This window comes from Shinella sp. GW821-FHT11G07, from assembly GCF_058808115.1.
In genome coordinates, this window is sequence record NZ_JBXARJ010000011.1 from 148,216 (window position 1) to 173,400 (window position 25,185).

21 protein-coding genes are annotated in these 25,185 nt (G+C 63.2%); 9 read left to right on the forward strand and 12 right to left on the reverse strand.

Going from position 1 to position 25,185, the window contains the following annotated elements:
• Positions 1-7 precede the first annotated feature (7 nt).
• The 5 genes from AC1RT2_RS21665 to AC1RT2_RS21685 form a co-directional block, all read right to left on the reverse strand.
• The gene (locus tag AC1RT2_RS21665; RefSeq protein ID WP_493105207.1) at positions 8-1,918 is read right to left on the reverse strand and encodes an AAA family ATPase; all 1,911 of its coding nucleotides are present in this window, start codon (positions 1,916-1,918) and stop codon (positions 8-10) included.
• 3 nt (positions 1,919-1,921) lie between these two features.
• Positions 1,922-3,070: a hypothetical protein gene (locus tag AC1RT2_RS21670; RefSeq protein ID WP_493105209.1), complete on the reverse strand. Its 1,149-nt coding sequence runs from the start codon at positions 3,068-3,070 to the stop codon at positions 1,922-1,924.
• A gap of 223 nt (positions 3,071-3,293) precedes the next feature.
• Positions 3,294-4,382, reverse strand: coding sequence for a hypothetical protein (locus AC1RT2_RS21675; RefSeq protein WP_069058026.1), 1,089 nt, complete (start codon positions 4,380-4,382; stop codon positions 3,294-3,296).
• Between the two features lie 173 nt (positions 4,383-4,555).
• Positions 4,556-4,933, reverse strand: a complete 378-nt coding sequence (locus AC1RT2_RS21680) for a c-type cytochrome (protein WP_069061301.1) — start codon at positions 4,931-4,933, stop codon at positions 4,556-4,558.
• 27 nt (positions 4,934-4,960) lie between these two features.
• Complete coding sequence (locus tag AC1RT2_RS21685) at positions 4,961-5,548, reverse strand: thymidine kinase (RefSeq protein ID WP_493105211.1); 588 nt, start codon at positions 5,546-5,548, stop codon at positions 4,961-4,963.
• A gap of 229 nt (positions 5,549-5,777) precedes the next feature.
• Between AC1RT2_RS21685 and AC1RT2_RS21690 the strand changes: the two genes are divergently transcribed.
• From AC1RT2_RS21690 to aptA, 6 genes are all read left to right on the forward strand, one after another.
• A complete protein-coding gene (locus AC1RT2_RS21690) occupies positions 5,778-6,737 on the forward strand; it encodes a choline ABC transporter substrate-binding protein (RefSeq protein ID WP_493105212.1) in 960 nt (319 codons plus the stop codon).
• Between the two features lie 145 nt (positions 6,738-6,882).
• The gene (choW, locus tag AC1RT2_RS21695; RefSeq protein ID WP_069058023.1) at positions 6,883-7,752 is read left to right on the forward strand and encodes a choline ABC transporter permease subunit; all 870 of its coding nucleotides are present in this window, start codon (positions 6,883-6,885) and stop codon (positions 7,750-7,752) included.
• Positions 7,752-8,792 carry a choline ABC transporter ATP-binding protein gene (choV, locus tag AC1RT2_RS21700; RefSeq protein ID WP_069058022.1) on the forward strand — a complete coding sequence of 347 codons (1,041 nt, stop codon included), beginning with the start codon at positions 7,752-7,754 and terminating at the stop codon, positions 8,790-8,792. The genes choW and choV overlap by 1 nt, the downstream gene beginning before the upstream one ends.
• An 85-nt stretch (positions 8,793-8,877) precedes the next feature.
• Positions 8,878-9,642 (forward strand): HugZ family pyridoxamine 5'-phosphate oxidase, encoded by a 765-nt coding sequence (locus AC1RT2_RS21705; RefSeq protein WP_069061300.1) that lies wholly within the window; start codon positions 8,878-8,880, stop codon positions 9,640-9,642.
• A 183-nt stretch (positions 9,643-9,825) separates the two neighbouring features.
• Positions 9,826-10,167, forward strand: a complete 342-nt coding sequence (locus AC1RT2_RS21710; RefSeq protein ID WP_069058021.1) for an ArsR/SmtB family transcription factor — start codon at positions 9,826-9,828, stop codon at positions 10,165-10,167.
• Between the two features lie 177 nt (positions 10,168-10,344).
• Positions 10,345-11,670: an omega-aminotransferase AptA gene (gene aptA / locus AC1RT2_RS21715; protein ID WP_493105215.1), complete on the forward strand. Its 1,326-nt coding sequence runs from the start codon at positions 10,345-10,347 to the stop codon at positions 11,668-11,670.
• Between the two features lie 58 nt (positions 11,671-11,728).
• Here aptA and AC1RT2_RS21720 read toward each other — a convergent pair whose 3' ends face one another.
• Genes AC1RT2_RS21720 through AC1RT2_RS21730 form a run of 3 tightly spaced genes read right to left on the reverse strand, consistent with a single transcriptional unit; the run spans position 11,729 to position 14,291 of the window.
• The gene (locus AC1RT2_RS21720; protein WP_493105217.1) at positions 11,729-13,351 is read right to left on the reverse strand and encodes a saccharopine dehydrogenase family protein; all 1,623 of its coding nucleotides are present in this window, start codon (positions 13,349-13,351) and stop codon (positions 11,729-11,731) included.
• On the reverse strand, positions 13,348-13,758 hold the full coding sequence (locus AC1RT2_RS21725; protein ID WP_493105219.1) for a thiol-disulfide oxidoreductase DCC family protein: 411 nt from the start codon (positions 13,756-13,758) through the stop codon (positions 13,348-13,350). Before AC1RT2_RS21725 ends, AC1RT2_RS21720 begins: the two co-directional genes overlap by 4 nt.
• Before the next feature lie 38 nt (positions 13,759-13,796).
• Positions 13,797-14,291, reverse strand: coding sequence for a GNAT family N-acetyltransferase (locus AC1RT2_RS21730; RefSeq protein ID WP_493105221.1), 495 nt, complete (start codon positions 14,289-14,291; stop codon positions 13,797-13,799).
• Between the two features lie 113 nt (positions 14,292-14,404).
• Here AC1RT2_RS21730 and AC1RT2_RS21735 point away from each other — a divergent pair, with 113 nt between their 5' ends.
• Together AC1RT2_RS21735 and ade are read left to right on the forward strand one after the other, a co-directional pair.
• On the forward strand, positions 14,405-15,274 hold the full coding sequence (locus tag AC1RT2_RS21735) for an aldose 1-epimerase family protein (RefSeq protein WP_493105223.1): 870 nt from the start codon (positions 14,405-14,407) through the stop codon (positions 15,272-15,274).
• A gap of 74 nt (positions 15,275-15,348) precedes the next feature.
• Positions 15,349-17,043 (forward strand): adenine deaminase, encoded by a 1,695-nt coding sequence (ade, locus tag AC1RT2_RS21740; RefSeq protein WP_493105225.1) that lies wholly within the window; start codon positions 15,349-15,351, stop codon positions 17,041-17,043.
• A gap of 48 nt (positions 17,044-17,091) precedes the next feature.
• On the opposite strand, the gene bglA is transcribed toward ade, so the two are convergent.
• Positions 17,092-18,735: a beta-galactosidase BglA gene (gene bglA / locus AC1RT2_RS21745; protein WP_493105227.1), complete on the reverse strand. Its 1,644-nt coding sequence runs from the start codon at positions 18,733-18,735 to the stop codon at positions 17,092-17,094.
• A gap of 297 nt (positions 18,736-19,032) precedes the next feature.
• Here bglA and AC1RT2_RS21750 point away from each other — a divergent pair, with 297 nt between their 5' ends.
• A complete protein-coding gene (locus AC1RT2_RS21750) occupies positions 19,033-21,126 on the forward strand; it encodes an oxidoreductase (protein ID WP_493105232.1) in 2,094 nt (697 codons plus the stop codon).
• A gap of 37 nt (positions 21,127-21,163) precedes the next feature.
• On the opposite strand, the gene AC1RT2_RS21755 is transcribed toward AC1RT2_RS21750, so the two are convergent.
• The 3 genes from AC1RT2_RS21755 to AC1RT2_RS21765 all read right to left on the reverse strand — a co-directional run bounded on the left by AC1RT2_RS21755 (position 21,164) and on the right by AC1RT2_RS21765 (position 25,184).
• Positions 21,164-22,618: a M20 family metallopeptidase gene (locus AC1RT2_RS21755; protein ID WP_493105234.1), complete on the reverse strand. Its 1,455-nt coding sequence runs from the start codon at positions 22,616-22,618 to the stop codon at positions 21,164-21,166.
• A 128-nt stretch (positions 22,619-22,746) separates the two neighbouring features.
• Positions 22,747-24,291 carry an ABC transporter substrate-binding protein gene (locus AC1RT2_RS21760; RefSeq protein ID WP_493105236.1) on the reverse strand — a complete coding sequence of 515 codons (1,545 nt, stop codon included), beginning with the start codon at positions 24,289-24,291 and terminating at the stop codon, positions 22,747-22,749.
• A 29-nt stretch (positions 24,292-24,320) separates the two neighbouring features.
• Positions 24,321-25,184, reverse strand: a complete 864-nt coding sequence (locus AC1RT2_RS21765) for a serine hydrolase (RefSeq protein ID WP_493105239.1) — start codon at positions 25,182-25,184, stop codon at positions 24,321-24,323.
• Between the last annotated feature and the right edge of the window lies 1 nt (position 25,185).

Genomic DNA, 25,185 nt, shown 5'->3' on the forward strand with positions numbered 1-25,185 from the left:
TCCCCTCTTACCACCGCCCCTCCGCCTTCATCGTCTCCATCTCGCGGATCGCCTTTTCGCGCTGGCGCTCGCGGCGGATGATGTCGGTGACGGCGGCGTCATCGGATTTGTCGGTGTAGCGGAATTCCGAGTCGGCGTAGCGGTTGATCTCCTGGAGAACCATCTCCATCGAGATCGGCCCGCGCAGTTCCTCGATCATCGCCTTCTTCTCGTCGTAGCCCTTGTGCATGAAGGCTTGCGGCGTGGCGAACCAGTCGTCCGGCAGTTCCACGTCCATAGCGCGCATCTTGATCGCGTCGGTGATGTTCTTGATGGCGCGGCCGGTGAAACGCGGCTCGGCGATCTTGATGCGGTGGAGGTATGCGCCGACATCGGCGAGCGACTTGACCGCGCCGTGCTCCTTCTCATGCGCTTCCCAGACGGCGAGAAGGCCGTCTTCCTGCGGCTTGGCATGCTGCTCGTAGGAGGTGGAAACGGCGCGCTTGATTTCCTGCCCCTCGAACAGCTTGTGCTCGCCGAGCGGGATCGAATGGTTCTTGCCGACCAGCATGGCAAAAATGTCGATGTAATCGTCCTCGGTCTGCGGCCCGTCGACCAGCCAGCGGGCGCCGGCGCGCTGGCGCAGTGCATCGTCGACATTTTCCGGATAGTTGGAGAACATGCCGAATGTGCAGTTGCCGCGGATGACCGTGGATGCGCCGGCAAAACTCTCCATCAGCACCGCCGTCACCTCGTGCTGGCCGGCAGAAGCCCGGTCGTCTGAGCGCTTGGCGACCACCTGGTCCACGTCGTCGATCGTGCCGAAACCGATCGCCTTCGGGTTGATGACGTTGTTGACGAATTCCTTGCAGTTCTGGCCGGATTTGCCCTGGTAGGAGGAAATCTGGTCGACACCGAAATTCTCGTAGTGGAAGGCGTAGCCGGCGATCTCGCAGTAATCGTTGACGAGACCGGCAAGCATCTGGATGAGGATCGTCTTGCCGGTGCCCGGCATGCCGTCGCCGATGAAGGTGAAGAGGAAGCCGCCGAGCTCGACGAAGGGGTTGAGCTGCCGCTCGAAATCATAGGCGACGAGCATCTTGGCAAGCTTCATCGCCTGATATTTGGCGATGTGGTTGCCGATGATCTCTTCCGGCTTCTTGAAAGTCATGATCAGCGGCTTGCGCTTCTGGCCGGGCGCGACATCGAAGCCGGACAGCGTAAAATCATCCTGCTCGATGCGGATATGCGCGTTCTCGAAACCGGCAAGCCCGGTGAAGCGCGCCCGGCGCCCGATCAGCCCTTCGATCGCGACCCGAGAAAAAGCGCGTGCTCGACTGACGAGCGCCGCATCGTCCGGCGCGCCGGCAATCGTGCGGTCGAGACCAGCGACCATGCTCTTCAGCGCATCCTGCGGCGTATCGAACAGGTAGTCCGGCTCGCCACCGTCCTCCACCGGTTCCCCCTCGCCCGGCAGCGTCGCGCCAAGATAAGCAGCGAAGGTGAAGGCGGCGATGTAGGCGGAAGCCGCAAGAAGCGCCTTGAACTGGTTGGCCTCGTCGCCAGCCAGCGGTGACGCGAGGTTGCGCGATTGCAGGCCTTCGAGATTGGTTTGGCGGGAAAACGCGTCCGTCACCGCCAGCGCCACCTGCACGCCACGCCGCGCGCGGAAAAGCACGGCATGCTGCTGCGGTGAAAGCAGCGGATCGGCCACGCGCACGGATTGGATTGTCTTCGCCAGCTCCACCTCGCGCGTGCGCCGGGTGCCGGCGGTGGAAACAGTCGAGACGAAGCGTCGCCCGGTGCCGGCGAGCGCCGTACCGCTCTTGCCGTCCTCGCTTTCGAGGATGACGAGCTTGGTGACGAGGCTCTGCGCCATGGCCTGATGCTTGGCGATATCGTCTTCGTGGATCGTCGTCAGTCCGGCATTGAGGCTCATGAATTAGCCCTCGCTGATCACCTGGTTTCCGGAAATCACATGCACCTTGTAGGCGCCGAAGATGCCGGCGGTCTCGCCGGCCGCGTACAGCGCCTGATAGGCATCATGCGGCACAAGCGCATGTTTTTCATACGCGCTGACGCCCATGCGGGCGGCTTCGAGATCGTCGGTCTCGATGTGGAATTCTTCCTGCGCCGGGGTGGAACTCCAGAAACCCTTCTGCGCCGGACGCTCGGCCTTGGAGAACACCTCCTGCACCGTCCAGGTCAGCAGCCAGGCATTCTCCGGCTTGCGCACCTTGGAGAGGATCTCGTTGACCCGCTCGTTGTTCTCGGTGATGCCCGCCGAATAGAACGGCCCGAGTACGATGCGACGCAACTGCTTGGGATGCAACGTCGGGAAATCCTTGTCGAGATTGGTGGCGATCGTGACCGGCGTCAGCGAATAGGCGCTGTTCTTCAGCGTGAAATCGTCGAAGCGGCTGGCGAGCTCCGGGTTGAGCAGGCCGCCGACCGGAAGTGGAATATCCACCTCCGGGTTTAGCTTGCCGTCCTGGCCGACCAGCATCTTCATGACGTTCTCGCTCGAATCCTCGATCGTCGCCATATAGACCATCGGCAGCGTCGCCGTGCCATCAAAGGCACCCCAGCACACGACGTAGTAGGGCCGCATGGTCTTCGGGTTGACCGCCACCCGGATCGTCTCCGGCAGCACGAAGGGTGAAAAAATGTCGCCCTTGCCGATCTGCTCGAGATAGAGCCGCTCGGCCATGCGTGACTGGAGATCGGTCGGGAAGGCCTTCTGGCGCAGGATGAAATCCGCCATTTCGCCGCGAAGCTGATCGGCATTCGGAATGGCCGCGAGGCGTTTTTCCGCGCTCTGCCGGTCGTTTTCCAGCTCCAGCACGTTCTGATAGACCGGAAATCCGCTTTCCGCCCGCGAGACGCGGAACTGCTGGACGAAGCCGATACGGTTTTCCCAGCAGGCAAACGAGGCCTTCAGCCGCGCCAGATAGGGCACGACAACCTCACCCACCACGCTGTTGCGATAGAGCGGCGAATTGCGGTCGGCAAGGAAGATCTCAAGGCCACCCAGGGCCGACCGGATGGTCGAGAAATACTGCGCGATGGCGCTGTCGGCGGGGACGTTCATTGGGTAGATACCCCGTTACCCGTGTATGCGGGCAATACCCCCCTCTGCCCTGCCGGGCATCTCCCCCACACGGGGCGAGATTGGATGGGGCGAACACCTCGCCGATGATTGACGTCGCGCTGAATGCAGTGCCTGCGCCACTTGCCGATCTCTCCCCGTGTGGGGGAGATGCCCGGCAGGGCAGAGGGGGGTGACACGATACGCGACCTCGGCATGCAGACTATCACTGCTTCACATAGTTCGCAGTGTTGTGCTTATCCATGACCGCCTGGAAGCGGCGGGCGAAGGCGTCATCGGCGAGCTTCTTGCGGCGCTGGATGTCCTGGGTCGACAGCATGTTCTTCTCGTGCATTTCGAGAAGGTCGCCGATATGACGCTGCGCCGCCGAGCCGATGCCGGCCATGGTCTCTTCCGCGGCGGTATCGACCTGAGAGCCGAGCGTGTTGATCTTGTGCGCGACGTCCTGCTGGGCGGCCGTCTTCAACGAATCCTCCAGCGCCTTGTAGAGCACGATACGCTGCTCGGTATCGATCGTCAGCTTGTTGATCAGCGTGTTCTGCGCGGCGATCTGGTTGTTGAGCGAATCGACGAAGGTCTGGAACATCGAGGTGTAGCGCTCCAGCGTCTGGCTTTCGGCCAGAAGCTCCTGCTCTTTTGCCTGCATCTGGTTGTATTCGGTCGCCAGCGCCGAACGCTCGCCTTCGAGGTCGGTGCGCGCCTTCTGGTCCGTCGAGGCGGCGATGCGGTTTTCGAGGTCCATGAGAAGCGGATTCAGTTCCTCGATGCGCTTCTGCGTCGCCTCAAGGTTCACCATCGTGCCCTTGCGGCGTTCGATAACCTGAACGAGGCTCGCTTCCGAGGTCTTGTAGCGCTGGTCGAGGATCGACTTCTGCTCTTTCAGGATGCCGACGATCGTGTCGGACTTGGACAGCAGCTCCTGGAGATTGCCGGCAAGCGACATGTTGCGCACGCGGTCGGTGCGCATGCGCTGCATCTTCTGCTTGGAGAAGATGCCGATGAATTTTTCGTAGCCCGTATAGCTCTTCATGCTCTCGAATTCGGTACCGAAAATGTTGGTCGCGTCTTCGAGGCCGATGATGAGGTCGGCGATGTTGCCTTCCATCACCTTCTGCTGATTGATGACATCCGAGATACGGGCGTTCTCGATGTCGAAATTGACGTCGCCGAGCTTGGTGTCCGCCTTGGCGAACTGGTCGAGTACGGTGCTCGACTGATCCATCTTGCTGCGCATCTGGTTCACGACGCTGCGCGTCTTCTCGATTTCCGCATCGAAGTTCTGAAGTGTGGCCATGCCTTGTCCCCTTAAAACTCTCCACGGCAGACGTCTGCGCCGTCCGATTTATTCCATCGCAGCAACACTATACGATTTCAGACAGATAGGAACCTGCCCGCCAGCATTACGAGACAAGATGTGGGACGCAGGAGAATACCCGCAAGGCCCGCGTGAAAATTTTCGGTGTGCGCCTAGTAGCCAGCCGGCGCCTTGAGATAGGCGATGAGATTGGCGATATCCTCGATCTTCCTGAGACCGGCGAAGGTCATGCGCGTGCCCGGCACCATCGCCTTGGGCGACAGGAGATATTCGGCGATCTGCGCCTCGTTCCAGACACGACCGCCATCGGCAAAGGCGCGCATCGCCGGGGAGTAATTGTAGTCCGCGATGGTCGCGACCGGGCGGCCGACAATGCCGGCGAGCGTCGGCCCGACGCGGTTGACCTGTTCCGTCGAGTGACAGGGCGCGCATTTCTTGAAGACTGTTTTTCCCGCAACTGCATCGCCCTCCGCCAGCGCGGGGGCGGCAAGACAGAGGGAGGCGGCGACCAATGCGAGAAGATGTTTCATCATTGTCCTTGTCCCCGCCCTTCGCCGTCAATCGGCGTTCATGATGTCGTCCCAGTGGCGGCGGCAATAGGAAACGTACTTGTCATTGCCGCCGATTTCCACCTGTGCGCCATCCTTTGCCGCCTTGCCGTCCGCGCCGAGCCTCACGACCATCGTCGCCTTGCGGCCGCAATGGCAGATGGTGCGCACCTCGCGCATTTCGTCGGCGATGGCGAGCAGTGCCTTCGAACCGGGGAAGAGCTTGCCCTGAAAATCCGTGCGCAGGCCATAGGCCATGACCGGAATGGAGAGCCGGTCGGCGACGCGGGCAAGCTGCCAGACCTGCTCTTCGGAGAGGAACTGCGCCTCGTCGACGAAGACGCAGGCGATGTCGCCCTCGCCGTCGCCCTTCAGTTCTTCGATGTGGCGGTAGAGATCGTCGGTGTGGTCGAAAGCGATGGCATCCGAGGTCAGCCCGATGCGCGAGGAGATGCGGCCCTGGCCGGCGCGGTCATCGAAGGAGGCGATGAAGATCGCCGTCCGCATGCCGCGTTCGCGGTAATTGTAGGACGCCTGCAAGAGCAATGTCGACTTGCCCGCGTTCATCGTCGCGTAACTGAAATAGAGCTTGGCCATGATTTTCTCCGTCCCTGCCTCATGACGCGGGAAGGCGCAATTTTCCAGCCGGAAAGGGCGGAAAACCACAGAAAACAGCGCGGCCCATCCGTTGCGACATCCATGTGCACAATTGCGAACCGGCCCGAAATTTATTGGACGATTCAGCAGCTTCCGGTTACGCCAAGGCGCTTGAAAGCATATCGTTTTGATGATTGGCTAAACAACCAGTTATAAGGGGAGCTATAAAATGAAGACTGTATCACCATTGAAGACCTTTCTTGCCGCCGCCGTATCCGTCCTCGCACTTGGCGTCGCCCATGTTTCGGCCGCCGAAGCGGAAAGCTGTGGCAAGGTCCGTTTCTCGGATGTCGGCTGGACGGACATTACCGCCACGACCGCGACCGCGACCGTCGTCCTGAAGAGCCTCGGCTACGAAACGGAAACCACCGTACTCTCCGTTCCGGTCACCTACACCTCGCTCAGCAACAAGGACATCGACGTTTTCCTCGGCAACTGGATGCCGACCATGGAAGCCGATATCAAGCCATTCCGCGAGGACGGCTCGGTCGAGACCGTTCGCGAAAACCTTGAGGGCGCGAAATACACGCTCGCGACCAATGCCAAGGGCGCCGAACTCGGCATCAAGGACTTCGCCGACATCGCCAAGCAGAAGGAAGCGCTCGGCAACAAGATCTACGGCATCGAGCCGGGCAATGACGGCAACCGCCTGATCATCGACATGGTTTCCGGCGACAAGTTCGGCCTCACGGGCTTCGAGGTCGTTGAATCGTCCGAACAGGGCATGCTGGCGGAAGTGGCCCGCGCCGAGCAGGAAGGCACCCCGGTCGTCTTCCTCGGCTGGGAGCCGCACCCGATGAACGCCAACTTCAAGCTCACCTACCTGACGGGCGGCGACGACGTCTTCGGCCCGAACTTCGGCGGCGCGACGATCTACACCAACGTACGCAAGGGCTACACCACCGAATGCCCGAATGTCGGCAAGTTCCTGCAGAACCTCAAGTTCTCGCTGGAGATGGAAAACCAGGTCATGGGCAAGATCCTGAACGACGGCAAGGATCCGGAAACGGCGGCGACCGAATGGATCAAGGCAAATCCTGCGGCCATCGAGCCGTGGCTTGCAGGCGTGACCACCAAGGACGGCAGCGGCGAGGCCCTGCCGGCTGTGAAAACGGCACTCGGTCTCTAATAGGCCGAAAAAGGGCGGGGAGGAAACTTTCCCGCCCTTCTTGCCTCCGGATACTGCATTCCAGCAAGCAGGCCCGAGCGGCCTTGCTTGCCGCGTTTTGCGAATCTAGCGTGCATCGTCGAACTCCAGCCAGGGACATACTCTCGTGGATTGGCTTACCGTCTCAAAAATTCCGATCGGTCCGATCGCCAAGGAAGCCGTCAGCTGGCTGACGACGAATGGCAAGGGACTGTTCGATTTCCTCAAGGTCTTCCTGCAGGCCGGCATCGATGCCGTGCTCTTCGTGCTGCAAGGCCCCTTCTCCAGTGCCGGCGGCAAGTTCGGTTATGCGATAGCGCTCATCCTGCTCGTCACGGGCGCGAGCTGGTATTTCCGCCGCTCGATCGGCGTCGCGGTCTTCACCTTCCTCGGCCTGCTGCTCATCGTGAACCAGGGCTACTGGAAGGAAACGACGGAGACGCTGGCGCTCGTGCTGGCCGCGACCGGCGTCAGCATGGTCGTTGGCGTGCCGCTCGGCATCGCCGCCGCACGCCGGCCGTGGTTCTACTCGATCCTCAGGCCGATCCTCGATCTCATGCAGACGATCCCGACCTTCGTCTATCTGATCCCGGCGCTCATTCTCTTCGGCCTGGGCATGGTGCCCGGCCTGATCGCAACGGTGATCTTCGCTATCCCCGCGCCGATCCGCCTCACCCGCCTCGGCATCATTTCGACGCCGCCTTCGCTGGTCGAAGCGGCCCAGGCCTTCGGCGCGACGCCAAGCCAGGTGCTGCGCAAGGTGGAACTGCCCTTCGCGACGCCGCAGATCATGGCCGGTCTCACCCAGACCATCATGCTTTCGCTCTCGATGGTGGTCATCGCCGCCCTCGTCGGCGCCAAGGGTCTTGGCGTTCCGGTGGTCCGCGCGCTCAACACCGTGAACATCTCCATGGGCTTCGAGGCCGGTCTCTGTATCGTGATCCTGGCGATCATCCTCGACCGCCTCTTCCGCTCTTCCGACGATGGAGACGCATGATGACTGAATCCGTCGTCTTCAAGAACGTCTCCATCATCTTCGGCGACAGCCCGCAGAAGGCGCTGGCGATGGCCGATGCAGGCAAGTCCCGCGACGAGATCGGCGCGGAAACCGGCCTCGTGCTCGGCGTCGCCGATGCCACGCTGTCGATCACCGAGGGCGAAATCCTCGTGCTGATGGGCCTGTCCGGCTCCGGCAAGTCGACGCTTCTTCGCGCCGTCAACGGGCTTGCGCCCGTGGTGCGCGGTGATGTCCAGGTGAAGGCCGGCAGCGGCAGCGTGAACCCCTATGCATCGACGCCCAAGGCGCTGCGCGACTTCCGCATGCACACCGTCTCCATGGTGTTCCAGCAGTTCGCGCTGCTGCCCTGGCGCACCGTCGCCGACAATGTCGGCTTCGGCCTCGAGCTTGCCGGCGTGCCGGATGCCGAGCGCAAGGCCCGCGTTGCCGAACAGCTCGAGCTCGTCAACCTCGCCAAGTGGGCGGACCGCAAGGTGAACGAGCTGTCGGGCGGCATGCAGCAGCGCGTGGGCCTCGCCCGCGCCTTTGCAACGGGCGCGCCGATCCTGCTCATGGACGAGCCGTTCTCGGCCCTCGACCCGTTGATCCGCACGCGCCTGCAGGACGAGTTGCTGGAGTTCCAGCGCCGGCTGAAGAAGACCATTCTCTTCGTCAGCCACGATCTCGACGAGGCCTTCCGCATCGGCAACCGCATCGCCATCATGGAGGGCGGACGCATCATCCAGTGCGGCACGCCGCAGGATATCGTGAAGAACCCGGCCAACCAGTATGTCGCGGATTTCGTGCAGAACATGAACCCGATCACCATGCTGACGGCGCAGGACGTCATGCAGCAGGGCGCCTCCGCCAATGGCGGCGTAACGGCAACCGCGACACGGGAGACCCCGCTCGTCGACATCCTCGACGCCATGTCGCGCACGCCCGGCAATGTCGGTGTCGTCGAAAACGGCACGGTGATCGGCACGATCAGCGCACAGGATGTCGTGACCGGATTGACGCGGCACCGTCGTCGCGGCTGACAGACCGCTCCGATCGGACTAGATAAGGCAGCGCCTAAAACGGGCGCTGCCTTTTTCATTTGGAAAGACGACCGGAGCAAGCATGATGGCCGAGAAGGATAAACCAAGCGTTCTGCGCGAAACCGACGACGACGCGCGTCGCCTCGCCCGCACCCTGCTGCGCTCGGCCCGGAGCTGCGCACTCGCGGTCATCGAGCCGGAAAGCGGCGCACCCTTCGCCAGCCGCACGCTGACCGGCACCGATACGGACGGCACGCCAGTCATCCTCGTCTCGGCGCTTTCCGTCCACACCCAGGCGTTGCGCCGCGATCCCCGCGCCTCGCTGCTCGCCGGCGAGCCCGGCAAGGGCGATCCGCTCGCCCATCCGCGCCTGACGGTCATCTGCGAGGCCGAGGAGGTGGCGCGCGACAGCGACGCTCATGCGGCATTGCGTGCGCGATTCGTCCGCCGCCACCCCAAGGCAAAGCTCTACGTCGATTTCCCGGATTTCGCCTTCTTTCGGCTCGTGCCGCTGCGCGCCCATCTCAACGGCGGCTTCGGCAAAGCTTTCGTGCTCACCGCCGACGACCTGCTGATTCACTCGGCCGCCCGCAGCGCGCTCGCTGACATGGAAGCCGGCGCCATCGAACACATGAACAGCGATCATGCGGAAGCAGCCGGCATCTATGCGCGCCACTATTGCGGTGCGAAAGACGGCGAGTGGACCATTGTCGGCCTCGATGCCGGCGGTATAGACCTTGCGAGCGGTGACAAATTGAAGCGACTGGAGTTTTCACGCGAACTTGATCAGGCCGTGGAACTCCGCAGCGAACTTGCGCGTTTACTGAAAGAAACCAGAGCGACCGGCTGAAGAACCGGCATTTCCGCAACCGTCCGCTTGGACGCTTTCTGCGATTGCGGTATGCGTTTATCGCTATGCGTGCAGCATACCCCCATTTCTGGCTCTTGATGAAGGGGGTTTTGTTTATATGCTAACAAGCGGATTAACATAAAATCATATGATTTGAAGCGGAAGCGCCCGAAGGAGTTTCAGATGGACAAGATTTCAGACGCAGAACATGCGCAGGCCGAAGTTGCATCCGACTTTCTTTCCGCCATGGCGAACCCGAAGCGCCTGCTCATTCTGAAGGTTCTTGTCGAGGGTGAGATCGCCGTCGGAGCCCTGGCAAACCAGGTCGGCCTCAGCCAATCGGCCCTGTCGCAGCACCTGTCGAAGCTGCGTGCGCAGAATCTCGTGACCACCCGTCGCGATGCCCAGACGATCTACTATTCGAGCAAGTCGGACGCCGTTCTGACAATCCTCGATTCGCTTGATCGCATCTACAAGGCTGCCGCCAGCCATGGAAACGCGGAAAAGAAGCTCCGTATCGCCTGAATGGCGCTGAAAAGCCTTGATTCGTAACGCCTCGGATGACGATCCGAGGCGTTTTGCGTGGAATCATCGTCTTGACGACATGAATCGCCTTGATACTTTGACCACCGGGTAAAAATCCAACCATCCGCATTGCCAGCCGGGACGGCCCCCGCATTCCAAAGGCCATGGAGAGACCGCATGTCCAACCGCCTCAACACCCCCAACGATCTGCGTGCCTTCTGGATGCCGTTCACGGCAAACCGGCAGTTCAAGAAGGAGCCGCGCCTCTTCGTCGGCGCCAAGGACATGTATTACACCACCCATGACGGTCGCCAGGTGCTCGATGGCACCGCTGGCCTCTGGTGCGTCAATGCCGGCCACTGCCGCCCGAAGATCACCGAGGCGATCCGCGAACAGGCCGGCGAACTCGACTATGCACCCGCCTTCCAGCTCGGCCACCCCAAGGCGTTCGAGCTTGCCAATCGTCTCGTCGACATCGCCCCCGAGGGCATGAACCATGTCCTCTATACCAATTCCGGCTCGGAATCGGTCGAGACCGCGCTCAAGGTCGCGCTCGCATACCACCGCGCCAAGGGTGACGGTTCGCGCTTCCGCCTGATCGGCCGCGAGCGCGGCTATCACGGCGTCAATTTCGGCGGCATTTCCGTTGGCGGCATCGTGTCCAACCGCAAGATGTTCGGCACGCTGCTCACCGGCGTCGACCACATGCCGCACACCCATTTCCCGGACAAGAACGCCTTCACCCGCGGCGAGCCGGAGCATGGCGGCGACGTTGCCAGCGAACTCCAGCGCATCATCACCCTGCATGACGCCTCGACCATCGCCGCTGTCATCGTTGAACCGGTCGCCGGCTCCACCGGCGTGCTCATTCCCCCGAAGGGTTATCTTCAGAAGCTGCGTGAGATCTGCACGCAACACGGCATTCTGCTGATCTTCGACGAAGTCATCACCGGTTTCGGCCGCCTCGGCGCACCGTTCGCCGCGCAGTATTTCGACGTGAAGCCGGATATCATCACCACCGCCAAGGGCCTCACCAACGGCGTGATCCCGATGGGCGCCGTCTTCGTGACCTCCGAGATCCATGATGCCTTCATGAACGGCCCGGAGCACATGATCGAGTTCATGCATGGCTACACCTATTCCGGCAACCCGATCGCCTGCGCCGCAGCCCTTGGCACGCTCGACACCTACAAGGAAGAAGGCCTGCTGACCCGCGCGAGCGAACTCGCCTCCTACTGGGAAGACGGCCTGCATTCGCTGAAGGATTGCCCGAATGTCATCGATGTCAGAAATGTCGGCCTGATCGGCGCCATCGAACTCGCCCCCATTGCCGGCGAGCCGACCAAGCGCGCCTTCAACGCCTTCCTCAAGGCCTACGAAAAGGGCCTGCTCATCCGCACGACCGGCGATATCATCGCGCTCTCCCCGCCGCTCATCATCGAGAAGCACCATATCGACGAACTGTTCGGCAAGCTGCGCGAGGTGCTGCAGAACAACATCTGATCCGGTCCATCCGACAGATTGCGAATGGCGGCTCCGGCCGCCATTTTTGTTGGCTCGGTCAAACTCGCCGCAGGCGGCCGGAATAGTGCACGACCGTGCCGATACCCGGCAATGCGATCGGCACGTCGAAGCAGAAATCCTCGCCCTCCGCCCATTCCCGCGCCTCACTGCGTGGCGCAAGCCACAGCGGCATGGGAATGCCGAGGATGGACCAGCCCCGCATCACCATCGTCAGGCCGGACGCATCGGAAGGCAGGTCGAAGGAAAACCGCATCGGGCCGAACCGCTCGACGAGACGGTCGCCGCGCTGCCCGAGCTTGCTCGTAAAGGCATGGCCGGCAAAATCCCGCGTCCAGCGTTCGACGCCGTTGCGTTCGACGAAGGAGACGTGCAGGTCGTGCTCACCCTCCGGCGGGAAACGCATGACGGCGCAGACAAGACGAGCAAGAGGCGAGCCGCCCCGTTGCACCTCCCCGCGCCCGCAAGCGCCCGCATCACCGACGATATCGTGCATGTCGCGGACGGGTTTCGGCATGACCGTATAGGCCGGCCCGATGACACGGCGGTAAAGCGGCACGTAGGGCCGACTTTCGACCGTCCGGAAAATGGCAAGCCTGTCGAGATGCGGATTGAAGTCATCGAGCGTCACTTGGCCCGCCGCGTGGCGCGCACCGGGCGCAAGTTGCCCGGCAGGAAGGGCCTGTGCGAGCACATGGGCGGCAATGGTCGGGATTTCCGGCCCATCACCGTTTTCCGCAATCAGCGTCCAGCGGCGCACCACCGGTTCGCCCTCCGATATGCCCTTGACCTCGATCGCCATGGCCGACCGATCGGTGCCGAGGCGCGCGCTCAGTTTCTGAAGCGGCAACAGCCAACGCGCAAAGGGTGACAGCGAGCGAACCCAGCCCCATTTCACCGGCCAGCTCAGGAGCCAGAGCGTCAGAAGCTGAAAGGAGAATTCCGGTCCGGCGCGAAACGTGGTCGCCGGCTTTCCGGGAACGGCACTCGGAACGATATCGTGATCCGGCACATCCACCAGCGCCACCAGCCGCCGGATCGGCACGCGGCCGGGGACGCGGTAGTCCTGAACATGAAGCCGATGCCAGCCCGTTTCCTGCCGCCAGCGCCGGCCATGCCAGAGGCGCACAGGCTTGCCGACATAACTCAGGATCGCCGCCGCAACCGAGGCGCCCGCCGTTGCGCGGTTGGAGGCGCTGATCGAGGTTTCGACCGAGCAGGCCTCCTCCATGCCGCGGGACAGTTCCGCAATCACGGCACCGGACAGCGCCGGCACGCTGGAGCCGCCGGACACCACCGCAACGCCTGCCGCCTTTGCCGCTTCGTCCAGTCGTCCAATGCCGCAGACGAAATCGCGAGCGTCCGCCAAGTCTATATAGTGCACGCCGCAAGCGATGCAGGCTTCCACGACCTGGTAGCCGCTCCCCTGAAAGGGGCCGGCCGCATCGATCAGCAGGAAGGGACGAGCCGCTTGAAGGACAGGACGGAGATCACCATTCCGATCCACGACCAGCGGCCGGGCATTGGGCAATTCGGCCGCAAGACGTTCCGCCGCTACGGCATTCCGGCCGGCGACCAGCACCGCCCAGCCATCCGCTGCCAGCCGTTTCGAAAGCCGCGCGCCAAAACCGCCGTAACCGCCCAGCACGATAACGCTTTTCACAGCACCCGATCCGCATCGCCCGGTGATGGCACCCAACAGGCGTCGCGCCGCCCGAAGATGCGGTAGCGGTTGCGCGCGAGCCAGCGATAGACGGGGTCGCGCAGGAAACGCGGGATGGCGCGTAGCAGGGAAACCGCCTTCCAGGGCCAGCCGAGGCCGGCATAGATCGCCAGTACCGCATCGCTGTCCCTGAACAGCCGATCACCCGCAACAACGATCATCGATTCCGGATTGGCCGGATCGATGCCGAAGCGACGATAGAGCGCTGCCCCCACCTCCTTCTGCGTGGAGGCAAGGCGAAAATGCCTGTTGTTGTCGTGCTTGAGCACGAATTGCGCATTGGCCGTGCAGAGAATGCACTCCGCATCGAAGACGATGATCGGGCCTGCCGCGTCGTTCCGGTTCATACGCCCAGCATAGGCCCGGCCCCTCTCGCCAGCAACCGTTAAGCCGCGGGTGGAAGTGTCTTTTCGTAGCGCCAGATCTCCAGATCAAACGGCCCCTGGACCGTGTCCAGCCGGTTGACGACGGTGCCGGCGAGCGTCCATCCGCATTTCTCGTAGAAGCGCGCTGCCCGATGATTGCCGATCGCGCAGGCAAGCCAGGCCGTCGTCACGCCATGCGCGGCAAGACGCTGCTCGGCATCCGCCACGAGCGCCGCCGCCATGCCCGTACCCCGCCCCTCCGGCGCGACGAACAGCTGATCCAGCTCATCGTGTTTGATGGCACAGAAGCCGAGCGGTGCGCCGAAATCACCGATAACCCGCACATCGGCGAGCATGCCCTGCAGGCGCTCTGCAAAACTCTGGAGCGTGCGCAGGCGGGCAAGTGCGGCCGGAAGCAATGCCGCATGCGCATCCTGCCAGCCGGCATGCCATAGCTGCGCAAGCGCATCGATCTCGGAAGTCTCGGCCTGTCGTATGATAGGGGATACCTGCATTCATTCCTCTGTCTGCCACGCGATTGCCGATACCTAGCCGCGTCGGGATAGCGCTTGCAAGCCCACCCGGTTTCGGCGCTATTGTGCCGCACAGAAACCATGGGGCCACGATCATGCCGACCATCACCCGCATCGCAAACGACGTCCTCTCGATCGAGGTTTCCTCGCTCGGCGCCGAAATGCAGGCTGTTATGACACGCGACGGCGCCAACTGGCTGTGGAACGGTGACGCCGCCTTCTGGACCGGGCGCTCGCCGGTGCTCTTCCCGATCGTCGGCAAGGCGCCGGACGATACGCTCCTGATCGACGGCAAACCTTACACGATGGCGCAGCACGGCTTTGCCCGGCGGCGGGAGTTTTCACTGGCCAGCGCGACGGCAACCCTCTGCCGCTATACGCTGGACGCCACCGAAGACACCCGTGCTACCTATCCGTTCGACTTCCGGCTATCCGTCAAGCACAGCCTCGATGGCCCGACCCTCACCGTCGCCGCCGAAGTCGAAAATCGCGGCGATGTCCCCATGCCCTTCGGTTGCGGCTTCCACCCCGCCTTCCTCTGGCCATTGCCCGGCGGCGACGGCAAGCCGCATGTGGTGATGCTCGACAATGGCGCCGAACCAAAGCGCCAGCCGCTGGAAAACGGCCTGCTGTCCCAGGCTCGGGAAACCTCGCCCTTCTGCAAAGGCCGGCTCGTTCTTGCGCAAGGCCAGTTCGAAAACGATGCTCTGGTTTTCCCCGAAGGCGCGGGCGATGGTCTGACCTACGAAGCCGAGGGCGGCCGGGTGCTGAAATTCCATTTCGAAAACCTGCCGAACCTCGCGCTCTGGACCAAGCCCGGCGCACCCTTCCTCTGCATCGAGCCCTGGCATGGCACGGCGGCGGAATTCGGCGGCTCACGCGAATTGAAGGACCGGCCCTCCACGACCGCGCTTTCCGCCGGCGAAAGCAGGCGTTTCGCCTTTTCCGTGACATTTCCGGTCTGAAGTTTCACCGCATCGGCCCTTCCCTCTTCCCGCGGTACCGCTAGAGTCTTCCAAAAGGATTCGGAGACTTCGCCATGACCGACTTGGAACGCTTCATCGATCAGGGAACCGGCCGCGAGCCCGCCGATATCGTGTTGAAGGGCGGGCAGTTTTTCGATCTCGTGACGGGTGAACTCGTCGCTTCGGATATCGCGATTTCGGGCGACCGCATCGTCGGCACCTGTGGCAACTACCGGGGCCGCACCGAAATCGACATTTCCGGCCGCATCGTCGTTCCCGGCTTCATCGATACCCATCTGCACATCGAATCGTCGCTGGTCACGCCGCACGAATTCGATCGCTGCGTGCTGCCATATGGCGTGACGACCGTCATCTGCGATCCGCACGAGATCGCCAATGTGCTCGGCAGCGAGGGCATCGAGTTTTTCCTCGACAGCGCGCTCGAAACCATCATGGATATCCGCGTTCAGCTGTCGAGCTGCGTGCCGGCGACACATCTGGAGACCTCGGGCGCCGACCTGCCAATCGAGCGCCTGCTGCCCTTCCGCCATCATCCGAAGGTCATCGGCCTGGCGGAATTCATGAATTTCCCGGGCGTCATTCACAAGGATCCGATCTGTCTCGCCAAGCTGGAAGCCTTCCAGGGCGGCCATATCGATGGCCATGCGCCGCTGCTCTCCGGCAACGATCTCAACGGCTATCTCTCCGCCGGCATCCGCACGGAACATGAATGCACGACCGCCGAGGAGGCGCTGGAGAAGATCCGCAAGGGCATGCACATCCTCGTGCGCGAGGGCTCGGTATCGAAAGACCTGCTGGCGCTGCTGCCGATCATGACCGAGCGGCTTTCGCCGTTCATCGCACTGTGCACGGATGACCGAAACCCGCTCGACATCGCCGAACAGGGCCATCTCGACTATATGATCCGCACCGCGATCGGCCACGGTCGCGCGCCGCTCGCCGTCTATCGTGCCGCCTCGATTTCCGCCGCCAAGGCCTTCGGGCTGCGCGATCGCGGCCTCGTCGCGCCCGGCTGGCGGGCCGATCTCGTCATCATCGACACGCTGGAAAATTGCAAGGCGGAGATCGTGTTCTCGGGCGGGCGGAAGGTCGATGACGCGCTTTTCGCGACCCGCAAGCCCGTGGCACCCGTCGGTCTCGACAGCGTCAAGGCACGGCCCGTCGCCGCCGCCCATTTCGCAGTTCCCGTCACGGATGGCGAAACGCCGGTCATGGGCGTCCTGCCGGGCAAGATCATCACCGAGCACCGCCGCTACCGCCTGCCTTCCAAGGGCAACCAGACGACCATCGACCTCGCGCAGGACATCATCAAGGTCGCCGTCATCGAGCGTCACGGCAAGAACGGCAATCATGCCAACGGCTTCGTGCAGGGTTTCGGGCTGACGAAAGGTGCCATCGCCTCGACCGTCGGCCATGACAGCCACAATATCTGCGTCGTCGGCGTCGACGAGGATGACATGGCGCGCGCAGCCAATCGCCTGGGCGAAATCAAGGGCGGCTTCGTCGTGGTGGAGGACGGCAAGGTGACCGGCGAGATCGCGTTGCCCGTCGCCGGCCTGATGAGCCTCGAACCCTACGAGACGGTCCGCGACACGCTGCACCACCTGCGCCAGGCCGCCTTCGCGCTGGGCGCGACGCTCGAAGAACCCTTCCTGCAACTTGCCTTCCTGCCACTCCCCGTCATCCCGCATCTGAAGATTTCGGATAAGGGCATGGTGGATGTGGACCGGTTTGCGCTGATCGGGTGAGAGAACCGTTTCTCCCGGTGCGCAATCCAAGCGCCCAGGCCCAAACCTTCAAAGCCGCACGCACGCCATATCCAGCCCGTCCAGCTCGATCGTCCCGTCCTTCAGCTTCGCGCCGAAGCCGGGCACCGGCAGCGGTTCGCCGAGCTTCAGCGATTTCGCCGGCACGAACTCGGCCTTTTCCCGCGTCAGATTGAAGACGAAGAGCAGCTTTTCGCCGCCCTTCTCACGGGTGAAGGCCAGGATGTCCTGGTTTGAGTGCAGGAAGGCCATGTCGCCGTCGTGAAGCACGTCGTGCGCCTTCCGGAAGGCAAGCGTCGCACGGTAGTGGTTGAGCACGGAGCCGGAGACCTTTTCCTGCGTGTCCACGGCGTGGCGGGCGTGATCCTCCGGCACCGGCAGCCAGGGTTTTCCCGTGCTGAAGCCGGCATGGGCCTCGTTGTGCTGCCAGGGCATCGGCGTGCGGCATCCGTCGCGGCCCTTGAAGGCCGGCCAGAAGCGGATGCCGTAGGGGTCGCGCAGGTCCTCGAAGGCGAGATCGGCTTCAGTCAGGCCGAGCTCTTCGCCCTGGTAGAGGCAGATCGAGCCACGCAGGGTCGAAAGCAGGGTGATCGCCAGCTTGGCAACGCGCTCGCGTTCCTCCGGTGTCTTGATGAAGCGGCTGACATGGCGGTTGACGTCGTGGTTGGAGAAAGCCCAGCAAACCCAGCCGTCCGTCACCGCTTTCTGAAAACTCTGCACGCATTTGCGCACATGATCGGCGGTAAAATCCGGCCCGAGCAGGTCGAATGTGTAACACATGTTCAGCTTGTCGCCGCCGCTGGTATACTCGGCGACCGTCTTCAGCGAGCGCGCGCCGTCGCCCACCTCGCCGACCGTCATGCGCCCCTCATACTCGTCGAGCAGCGCCCGGAAGCGTTTCAGGAAACCGACATTCTCCGGCTGCGTCTTGTCGTAGCGGTGCGTCTGCATGCCGTAGGGGTTGACGTCTGGCGCATCGAGGCCGATCCCGTCGGGGTCCGGCTCATGGGGGGGGTTGTCGCGCAGCTTCTTGTCGTGGAAATAGAAGTTCACCGTATCGAGACGGAAGCCATCCACCCCGCGGTCGAGCCAGAAGCGCACGGTCTTCAAAAGCGCGTCCTGCACATCCGGATTGTGGAAATTGAGATCCGGCTGCGAGGTCAGGAAGTTGTGCATGTAGTATTGCTTGCGCACGCCGTCCCATTCCCAGCCTGGGCCGCCGAAGATCGACAGCCAGTTGTTGGGCGCCGTGCCGTCCGGCTTCGGTTCGGCCCAGACATACCAGTCCGCCTTGGGGTTCGAACGGCTGGACCGGCTTTCCACGAACCATTGATGCTGGTCGGATGTGTGCGAGATCACCTGGTCGATGATGATCTTCAGGCCGAGGCGGTGGGCCTCCGCCAGCATGGCGTCAAAATCGGCGAGCGTTCCGAACATCGGGTCGACATCGCAGTAGTCCGAAACGTCATAGCCCATATCCCCCATCGGCGACTTGAAGAAGGGCGAGAGCCAGATCGCATCGACGCCGAGCGAGGCAATGTGCCCGAGCCGCTTCGTGATGCCGCGAAGATCCCCCATGCCGTCGCCGGTCGTATCCTGGAACGAGCGGGGATAGACCTGATAGATCACCGCGCCGCGCCACCAATCCTCGGCCTTCTTGTGGGACTTCGCCATGCGTTCGCGCTCCGGCTTCTGTTTCGATAGGCCAGATGTAACGCGCACCCCGGGGAGCGTAAACGGGCGAACGGAGATTTTCCGGGTGATAGGCGCACCGGTCAAACGAGAGCCGGGTCAAAACCCAAACGGACCCATCATGACGAAACGGACTAAGATCAAAACTGTTTGCCATGAAGGAATTATACAAACGTATAGCAATTCTCTTGCCTGCTTGTGCGTTCCCGATATCCTGTCGATCATCCGACCGCCGCCCCCTCAAGCGGCGGACCTCAGCTTCTTTCAGGATGACAGGCCATGACCCGAGATCCCCGCTTCGATATTCTCTTCGAACCCGTCAAGATCGGCCCGGTCACGGCGCGCAACCGTTTCTACCAGGTGCCGCACTGTTCCGGCATGGGTTACCGCTATCCGAATGCGGAAGCCCAGCTGCGCGGCATGAAGGCGGAGGGTGGCTGGGCTGTCGTCTCCACCCAGGAAGCCGAAATCCACCCGACCTCCGACCTGACGCCGGCCAACGAAGCCCGGCTTTGGGATGATGGCGACCTGCCGGCGCTGTCGGCCGTGACCGAACGCATCCACGCCCATGACAGCCTCGCCGCCATCCAGCTCGTGCACAACGGCCTGCATGTCGCCAACCGTTTCAGCCGGATGATCCCGCTCGCCCCGTCCCACACCATCACCGACAGCCTCGATCCCGTCCAGGCGCGCGCCATGGACAAGGCCGACATCGCCGACATGCGGCGCTGGTATCGCAACGCTGCACTCCGCGCCAAACGGGCCGGCTTCGACATCGTCTATCTCTATGCCGGCCATGACATGAGCGTGCTGCAGCACTTCCTGTCCCGCCGCCACAACGACCGCAGCGACGAATATGGCGGCTCGTTCGAAAACCGGCTCCGGCTGTTTCGCGAAATCATCGACGATACGCGCGAGGCGATCGGCGATACCTGCGCGCTCGCCATACGCCTGGCCGTCGACGAACTGATGGGACCGTCTGGCATCACCAGCGAGGGGGAAGGCAAGGACATCATCACAGCCCTTGCCGAGCTTCCCGATCTCTGGGACGTCAACCTGTCCGACTGGTCGAACGACAGCCAGACGGCCCGCTTCTCCGAGGAGGGCTACCAGGAGCCCTATACCCGCTTCGTCAAATCCGTCACCACCAAGCCGGTGGTCGGTGTCGGCCGCTATACGTCACCGGACAGCATGGTGCGGGTGGTCAGGCAGGGCATTCTCGATTTCATCGGCGCGGCACGCCCTTCGATTGCCGATCCCTACCTGCCGAAAAAGATCGAGGACGGCCGCATCGACGACATTCGCGAATGCATCGGCTGCAACATCTGTACCTCTGGCGACAACACCAACGTACCGATGCGCTGCACGCAGAATCCGACGATCGGCGAGGAGTGGCGCAAGGGCTGGCACCCGGAGATCATCACAAGGGCCGAAACACCCGAGCCCGCCCTTGTCATCGGCGGCGGCCCGGCCGGCCTGGAGGCCGCACGGGCGCTCGCCGAACGGGGCGTCGATGTGGTTCTGGCGGAAGGCGGTGGCGAATGGGGCGGCCGCGTTGCGCGCGAATGTCGCCTGCCGGGGCTCGCCACCTGGGGCCGTGTGCGCGACTGGCGCGTCGGCCAGCTAAGCACTCGCGTCAACGCCGAACTCTATCTGCACAGCCCGCTTTCCGCCGACGACGTGCTGCAATACGCCATCCCCCATGTGGCGATCGCCACCGGCGCACGCTGGCGCACCGACGGCGTCGGCCGCACCCACCGCACGCCGCTCGATTTCCTGGCGGAAGGCACCGTCGTCTCGCCCGATGCCATCCTCTCCGACGGCGCCCAGGCAGTGCCCGCCGATGGCCCGGTCGTCGTGTTCGACGACGACTGTTTCTACATAGGCAGCGTGCTTGCCGAACTGCTCGCGAAGGCCGGCCGCACCGTGATCTTCGTGACGCCCGAAGCCCAGGTATCCCCGTGGAGCAAGAACACGCTGGAACAGGGCCGCGTTCAGCGCCGCCTCATTGATCTCGGCGTCGAGATCATCACGGCACAAGCACTGGGCGGCCGCACGAAGGATCAGCTGAAGCTGTCCTGCATCTACAGCGGAAAGATCCGGCCGGTCGATTGCGCCACGCTCGTGCCCGTCACCGCCCGCCTGCCGGACGAAACGCTTTGGCTGGCGCTCAAGGCGCGGGAAGACGAGTGGGCCGATGCCGGCATCAGGACCGTGACCCGGCTCGGCGATTGCCTCGCGCCGGGCCTGATCGCGGCAGCCGTCTATTCCGGCCACCAATATGCCCGCACCTATCAGGAGCCCGTCGACGTCAATCAGGTTCCGTTCCGGCGCGAGGACATCGCGAGACTGATTGGACAGTGTCCGGCGTGAAATACCGCCGGACGAACCCGCCCTGTCTCGTCCGGCTTTACGGTCGTTCCGTTAGCCCCACACCCGGCATTACATCGGCCGGGATCGGGCAGACATAGGGTTTTCCGTCTGTTTTCTCCCGCCATTCGGCCTTCGCTGCGGCAAGCAGGTCCGGCGTGGTCAGCAGCGAAAGCCCGGTGGCGGCGAGCGCCTTGGCGGCGTGCGCCATCGCCTTGTGCGCGGCGGGGCTTCTGCCCTGCGCCACCACCTGCCAGGTGTGCGGATTGGTGCCGATGGCCCAGGCGGGCGTCCAGCATTGCGCCGTCGGCGTCACCCAACTGACGTCACCCACATCGGTGGAGCCGGCGCGGAAATGGGATTCGCCTTCGAAGGCGCGCAGGCCGAGATGCAGCGGTGTCGAGCCGTCGATCCGGGCGTTGGAGAAGACGTCGTCCTTGATCCGGTAGAGCCGGATGCTGCTGCTGATCGCCTCCTCCGTAAAGGTCTCCTGGATCGACCGGGCAAAGGCGATGTCCCGCTCGTCGAAAGCGACGGGGCCGAGCGCCACCAGATTTTCGTGCAGCGCCGTCTCCAGCGCGAGATTGGGCAGGAGGTTGGTCGAGGCGGTGTCGAAGACGATCTCCACCTCCGTCTCCGTCATCATCGCCGCGCCGCGCGCAACCTTGTCCACCCGTGCCGCGAGAGCCAGCGCCTGCGCCATTTCCGGCGCGCGGATCAGGTACATCACCTCGGCCTTCGCTTGGACGACGTTCGCCGCCTTGCCGCCCGCATCGGTGATGGCGTAGTGCACGCGGCAATCCTGCGGCATGTGCTCGCGCAGGAAGTTGACGCCGACATTCATCAGTTCTACCGCGTCGAGCGCCGAGCGACCGAGATGGGCGGCGTTGGCCGCATGGGCGGCAATGCCCTTGAAGCGGTAGAAATATTCGAGCACGGCGAGATTGTTGGTCGAGCGCACGCCGTTGAAGGGGGCCGGATGCCAGGTCAGGGCGGTGTCGACATCGTCGAACAGGCCGGCCCGCACCATGAAGGTCTTGCCGGAGCCGCCCTCCTCACCCGGGCAACCGTAGTAGCGCACCGTACCGGGCAGGTTATGCGTCTTCAAATGACGGGAGAGCGCAATGGCCGCCATCAGCGAACCGACGCCGAGCAGGTTGTGACCGCAGCCATGACCGGTGGCGCCATCGACAGCCGGCTTCGCCTCGGCAATGCCGGCGAGCTGGCTCATGCCGGCCAGCGCATCGAATTCGCCCAGGAAGGCGATGACCGGGGCGCCGCTGCCGGCCTCGCCGATGAACGCCGTCTCCATGCCGGCGACGCCACGGCGCACGGCAAAGCCGTTGTCCTCAAGCGCCTTCGCCAGAAGTGTCGAGGATTGCTGCTCCTCGAATTTCAGCTCGGCGAAATCCCAGATGCTGTCGCTGATCGTCGTAAAATCGGGCGCCATCGCCTCGATTGCTGCGGAAAGTGCCGCCACGGCATCCCGATCCATAATCCGTCCTCGCTTCTATCCACCCGCAGACAACAGCGGGCCAGGCGCCCGGCGGATAGGCCGCCGGGCCGCAATGATGATGATCAAACTGGCCCGCGCCGGGGCCGCCTGCGGCGCGGAAACCGGGCCTATTCCTCGACCGACACTTCCCAGAGACGGGCATTCGACTGCCAGACCGGCTGGCCCTTAAGCGCCTTCGTCGCGCCCCACACATCGACCATGTCGTAGAGGAAGATGCCGGGCATTTCCTTCAGCATCAGCTCGTGGAATTCGTCGAAGATTTTCTGGCGCTTGGCCTGGTCGGCCTCGACATAGGCCGCCTTCATCAGTTCGATCGCCTTCGGATCGTCCCACATCAGCGAGGCGTTCTCGTCCTTGTTGCCGACATAGAAGGCATACATCAGCGCCGGGTCGAGGCGCGGTGATACCGACTGGGAGATGACCTGGTAGTTGCCGGAACGGCGGCGGTCGACCTGGGTCGCGTAGTCCAGTACTTCGATCTGAACGTTGAGGCCCACCTGCTGCATCATGGCCTGCGCCATGACGGCAGCCGGGAAGCTCGGCACGTTGCCGCGCTTGTTGGCGATGATCGAGATCGGCTCGCCATTGTAGCCGGCATCCGCCAGTTCCTTCTTGGCGGCCTCGATGTCATAGGGCAGCCGCTTCTTCTGGGTTTCGCTGAAGTAGACGGAGTCCTGCGAGACCATCGAGCCGTTCGCCTCGCCGGTGCCATTGGAGGCGGCAGCGACGAGTTGGTCGAGGTCGAGCGCCATCGCCATGGCGCGGCGCACGCCGGGCTTGCTCAACACCTTGTCGCGGGTCTGGATGTAGAGGAGGTTCTTGCCGTTGTTGCGCGCGACGATGAGCTGGGTCTTCTCGCTATCCTTGAATTCCGGGATGAGGTCCGGCGAGATTTCCGCCGTGTCGAGCACGCCGGATTGCAGACCTGCCTTGATGGTCGAGGCGTCCGGAATGATCATGAACTTGACGCCATCCATCAGCGGCCGCTTGGAGCCGACCATGCCGTCCGGCTGGCCATTGTTTTCCGGCGAGACGTAGTCGGCGAACTTGGTGAGGTGGATGTATTCACCCTTCTTCCACTCGTCCCACTGGAAGGGGCCGGTGCCGATCGGCTTGGCGAAGCTGCCGTCCGCAGCGACGGAGTCCGGTGAAATGATCCCCGTAAAACCGCATTCCGGCCGCGACATCAGGCCGAGGAAGACGGCGGACGGCTTTGCAAGCTTGATCTCGACCGTTCCGGCATCGACCGCGGTCACGCCGGTCACTGCCGCAGCACCGCCCTCGGCAAAGTCCTTGATGCAGGTCCATTTCGTGTCGGGCTTCAGGTAGCGCGTCCAGTTCCACACCACGTCGTCGGCCGTCAGCGGCTTGCCGTTGTGGAATTTCACGTCGGTGCGCAGCTTGAACGTATAGGTGAGGCCGTCGGCCGAGGTCTCGAAGCTCTTGGCAAGCAGCGGCTTCACTTCGCCGCCATTGTTGTAGCCGACGAGGCCCTCAACGATGTGCAGGATCACGCTGTCGGTGTTGCCGTCGCGGTTGACGCCGGGATTGCTGCTGCGCAGGTCCGAACTCAGCGCCACGGTGACGTCGCGCGCGGTGGCGATCTGGGTTGCGGCGATGAGGGCCACACCCGAAAGAAGAAGCTTTTTCATTGTTCTACCCTCTGTTCTGTCGTTGATTGTCATGTGTTGAATCCGTCCCAGCAGGTGCGTGAAAGCCTGCCGATGGTCTCGAGCGCCATCGTGTAGCCCGGCGTGCCGTCGGGCATGACCAGCGGCACCGCGTCCGTAAAGGCGGCGATGATGTAGAAGGGTGCGCCGTCGCGGTAGACGATGCCGGCATTCATGCGGCCGCGCTTGCCAGTACCGCCCTTGTGCGCCACCACCGTGCCGAACGGCAGGCGCGAGGGGATGGCGTAGCGCAGGATCTGGTTCTTCAGCGTCTGCAGGGCATAGGCGCAGAGTTCCGGCGAGGTGCCGAGCCGCGCCACCGCCTCGGCAGCCGACTGCGCGTCGAGGATCGTCTGGAGGAGGAACATCTGGTCGTGCGCCGTCGTCGTAGTGACGGAGGTCAGCGCATGGTCCGGCGAAAGCGCCAGCGGCGGGATGAGGAAGCGGTGGTGCGTTCCCTCCATGCCTATCGCCTTGCAATAGGCACCGACCTCTTCCAGCGTCAGGCGCTCGAACACCATCTTGGTGCAGACATTGTCGCTCAGCACCATCATGCCGGTAATGGCATCGCGTAGCGAAATGACGATGCCGGGCGTCAGGTAGCGGAACATGCCGCTCGCCACTTCCTCGGCAAAACGCGCCTCGTAGGTGATCTGCTCGTCAAGATCGAGCCGGCCCTCATGCACCGCCTTCAGCGCGGCCATCATGATAGAGGTCTTGCGCGTGCTGGCCGACGGCGTTTCCTCGCCGGCACCGCGTTCGATCGTCTCGCCGGTCCGGAGATTGCGGATCGCAAAGCGCGTCACGAAGGGCTGTGCGTCGCAGATCCCGGCAAGCTGCTCGGCGACGGAAGGGGCGTTCGAAGACGTGTTCACA